The following is a 4,074-nucleotide window of genomic DNA, read 5'->3' as shown; positions in this document are numbered from 1 at the left end:
TCAGCGATTAAATGAGTGATCCTTGAATGCCGAAGCATATGTGGAGTAAAATGCTTCTTTATTCCAGCTTCTTCGAGAGATCTTCTCATCATTTTCACGACCCCGCCATACTGAAGAGGATCACCTGTTCGAGTGGTAAAAACAAAGTCATCCTGATTCCAAGTTTGGCATTGATTCATCCACTCTTTGAGATATGGCATCGCGAAGACCAAAGGAATATGTCTTGATTTTCCGGTTTTGAAATTTACTTTAAGTGAAATATTCCATTCATCAGTCATCTGGAGGTCTTTCCATCGCATATTCCCTATCTCTCCTATTCGAAGCCCTCCTTCATAGCATGATGCAATTATCGCTTTATCTCGAGGACTTTTTGCACCTTCTATGAATGCGCGAATCTCTGTAGGTGTGAATAGTACTGATTCATCCTTGGTTGCTTGATATGTGAGAGGCTTCACTTTTCTTACTTTCTCTATTTGTAATCCTGATGCAGCATAACCTCCTTCAATTAACCATAACACAAATCGTTTTAATGTCCTGGAAATATCGGCTTTCGTATTTTGCTTTAGATTTAGTTCACTGTTAATCTTGTCAATTGCCCTGAATAAATCACCCGTACACATTTTATCATAGGGAACATCGATCCATCTCCTCGCCCCGGTTATAAGACTTGTTAATTTTGCGGCTCTGATATTACTTATTCCATTTGTAGCTCGAACTTCTGAAACCCAAGATTCAATGAGATGTGCATCGTCGACATTGATAGTTCCTAGTTCTAAATGTTTTTTTATCGTGTTTTCGCATTGCGCCCTATATTCTGATTCTGAACGATGAAATCGATCATTTGGATTATTCATATATATAAATAAATTGTATTGGGCTTTATACTTATTGTCTAGATGCCCTCCAGCGGCTCTTGGCAATCGTTTCCTAAAGCCTTATCTTTTTTAAAGATCAGTTTTAGTTATGTTCTCAACCGATTTCCATGAGGATCTCGTTGAGAAAAGTTACGCACTGCATCGGGAATCCGGGGAAATCTCTCTTGCCTAGGTGATGATCCGTTTGCATAGTGGATCAGGTTCTCTTTAGTATTGAACCGGAGAAACCATGAGCCGTACCATATCACCGACTGGTCGTTTGCTGTGATCTACAAGATGTTGTATCAGTCTGTCACCGGACGTTTGTCGTGGATGAGAGCGGAAAGACCTCTGCTCACCGGAGAGCAAAGGCCTATTCCTGGGATACCCGTATTTAAGAAGCCTGGAAATATGATGGGGGTGCTGGCTTGACAGAGATGACCACTCGTCACATAATGATAACCACGATCCCGGGGATCATGATGAGAAGGAGCATGGTTCTGATCAGAGTCATTGCGGAACTGCGGAATGTTGCGGACATACTGCGGAAAATTCCGCAACGAATTCAGGCACAAATTGCGGGTCAGATCAGGAATTAAACAATAATAATATTATTTTATGTACTTATTGCGGAATAAGTGAAAATACAGAAGGCAAAAAAGACGATCATGAGCATGTTCGTGCCTGTTCATCTGACAGTTGCAATTCCGCAACAAGTGATCATGAACCTCAATCAGGGGACATACCACTTCCAGATTGTAAAAATGAGGCTGATCCTCATTGCCCGGAAATCCGCAATGAGTCCGCAACTCCTCATATTGAGCACGGATTCATAGAAAATTCCGCAACTCCCTGCAATGAATCATCAGGCTCCTGGAAGGTGAGAACGTCTGATTTCTGTGAGATCGGTCGGGGGGTTTGGTACCGGTCCGTGTGACTGTTGTGGTACGCAATGGGTGCATTACCAGGAACGGATGACCAGAGAGCGGTTAGCCGCTCATCCCCGGAAAAACCAGAAGATCTGCAGGACAATGAGGTTGAACGCAAGGCTGAAGGTGCATCAGTCAGGCCTCTTCACGGAGTGATAGATGCAGGGTCAATGACGGGGGTGTATATCGATCTCAAGCGATGCCAAGTCTTGTGGTACGTTCAAAGCAACGTGGCATGATCCAGGGTCACAGAGTTCGGTCAGTGATTCGTGCAGGTCCAGGATTCTGCGGGAGGGGTTATAATCTCACCGATGTTCAGGGGTAAGGAGGCTAGGGAGATCGTGCCTGAAGGGAGGGCGAGGGTATCAAATTCAGGAAACGGGTTTGTGCTGACCATTCAGGACGTGGGGACATTTGTGGCTGTGGTCAGGCAGGTCTGGAATATGCTGAATAATTGGTCGAGGAAGAAGTCAGCGTTGTGTGTTTCTACCCTTTCCTCTCTGTATCATCCTGTAATCCGAGGACTTTTCCTTTCACCTGCATGGTGTGGAGTACAAGTTTTATGATATCATCCGGAAGTTCGCAACACAATCTCTCGATCTGCCATGACTTCTCATCTGATACCGAATTTTCTGCCAGAAGAACAGCCTTTTGAGCATACAGAGCCGCTCCGATGCAATGGTCCACCATGTGGCCTGTTGCAACTCCCTGCCCGATGGATCGGGCAATTGCTCTGGCAACAGGATCCGGTATCGTCCTTGCAAAAGCATGGGCTTTCCGTGATGCTATTATCAGATCTCCTGTTGAGCAGGTACCCCGTGACCATTCGCTGGCACAACTCATGGCTTCCAGGAAAATTTGATCCAGTTTCCCGTCATAATACGGCAAAACATGTTCATAGCAGGTGATGGCCCATTTCATGAGTTTTCTGTGGTTTTCTTGCGAGAGAGTGCCTCCCCGATGCATGGCAACAAATCGTTTGTCTCTCAATAAATTCTCTGTATTTTGGGAATAAGTAGCGGATATAATCTATGTTGACCGTGCCACAATACCTGATTACAGGGATTTCTCCCCGGTTTCTTGTACCGGTGACCGGTAATCCCATCCGCATGCATCGAGGGAGATCAATCCTGAAACTATCGTGTCAACAAGAACCTGCTTCATGTATCGCCCTTTTTCAGTTGTCCCTTTTGTTGGATCACCAGTTGCACCACAATTGGTCAATTCAGTAAACAACCACTTCACATCTAATTGCGGAGGAAGATTCGGAACAACACCCACCGCAACATCTGGTCTGCATAGTTCTGGGAACAGAGCAAGTGAGATAGACATTTCCCCCTCACCTCCGTGACCAAGTCCCTGCCATACTTCAAAAAAATCAGACGGGAGCAATGGAATTAACGTCTGCCACCATGCATCCAGTGAAACGATCATAAGATCCGGATGAAGTACTTTCACGTTGCGTGAAGCTATCTCGATTGAGGAGATGTTTCCATCATGACCATTAAATATGAAGCATTTCCGTATTCCCTCCCGGTAAATTGATTCAAGAATATCCTCAATAAGGGTGGTTTCAGTCCCGGGACGCAGTGAAACCGTAAAAGAGAAATCCCGGTAATGCTCGCTGACACCATAATTAACAGGGGGAAGCACAATTGTGCCGGGAACATGCTCAGCAATCTCAAGCGAAAGGAGATAGGCTGTAAAGGTATCAGTACCAAATGGCAGGTGAGGACCATGACATTCAAGTGAGCCGAGAGGGAGGATTACCTTATCAAACTCTCTATGTTCGACATCTGCCCCAGTAAGATGCTGCATTTCTCGTATGTTCTTTTTCATATACAGGATCACAACCACATTTTCATATTGAATATGGAGAAACGCTGTTCAATGGATATAATAATTCCGAATCAGATTTACGACAGGTATACTGGCACTATCGGTAATATGCGCATTATCTTCTTGTAAAGAGAAACCATTCAGTATTTCTTGCAACAGCCTTCAGAATATTCCTACACCGCTCTGCCTGGAAGTACTATGTTCTGATGATCTGAATTAGAAATTCCTATCAGAGGCTCATCGTGTCTTTTTAATAAGTAACAGAGTGATATCATCATATTGAGGAGACTCTCCAACAAACCGGGCAATATCAGAAAGCAGTGATGATGCAATCTCTTCTGCATGGCACGGACTGAATTTTATTATCGCATCACGAAGTCTTGATTTTCCAAACATCACTCCATCTGATCGTGTTGCTTCAGTCACTCCGTCAGTGTAACAGACCAGAAGAT

The 4,074-nt window shown here is 44.4% G+C and carries 6 protein-coding genes; 2 read left to right on the top strand and 4 right to left on the bottom strand.

Going from position 1 to position 4,074, the window contains the following annotated elements; all coding sequences use genetic code 11:
• A partial coding sequence (locus LUQ50_RS05375) for a tyrosine-type recombinase/integrase (protein WP_300037319.1) occupies positions 1-920 on the bottom strand: 920 nt, incomplete at its 3' end.
• Between the two features lie 572 nt (positions 921-1,492).
• On the opposite strand from LUQ50_RS05375, the gene LUQ50_RS05370 reads away from it, so the two are divergent.
• Positions 1,493-1,690, top strand: a complete 198-nt coding sequence (locus LUQ50_RS05370) for a hypothetical protein (RefSeq protein ID WP_300037317.1) — start codon at positions 1,493-1,495, stop codon at positions 1,688-1,690.
• 116 nt (positions 1,691-1,806) lie between these two features.
• Positions 1,807-2,022 carry a hypothetical protein gene (locus LUQ50_RS05365; protein WP_300037314.1) on the top strand — a complete coding sequence of 72 codons (216 nt, stop codon included), beginning with the start codon at positions 1,807-1,809 and terminating at the stop codon, positions 2,020-2,022.
• A gap of 247 nt (positions 2,023-2,269) precedes the next feature.
• Here the strand turns inward: LUQ50_RS05365 and LUQ50_RS05360 are convergent, their stop codons facing one another.
• The 3 genes from LUQ50_RS05360 to LUQ50_RS05350 form a co-directional block, all read right to left on the bottom strand.
• A complete protein-coding gene (locus tag LUQ50_RS05360; RefSeq protein ID WP_367278963.1) occupies positions 2,270-2,749 on the bottom strand; it encodes a putative immunity protein in 480 nt (159 codons plus the stop codon).
• 90 nt (positions 2,750-2,839) lie between these two features.
• Positions 2,840-3,601 (bottom strand): creatininase family protein, encoded by a 762-nt coding sequence (locus LUQ50_RS05355; protein WP_300037307.1) that lies wholly within the window; start codon positions 3,599-3,601, stop codon positions 2,840-2,842.
• A gap of 258 nt (positions 3,602-3,859) precedes the next feature.
• The coding region (locus tag LUQ50_RS05350; protein WP_300037304.1) for a SpoIIE family protein phosphatase at positions 3,860-4,074 on the bottom strand (215 nt) is incomplete at its 5' end.

Origin of the sequence: Methanospirillum sp. (genome assembly GCF_028679455.1) — an archaeon.
Lineage (GTDB): Archaea > Halobacteriota > Methanomicrobia > Methanomicrobiales > Methanospirillaceae > Methanospirillum.
Note: the sequence above shows the minus strand (reverse complement) of the source record. Positions and strands in the feature narration are given on the sequence as shown.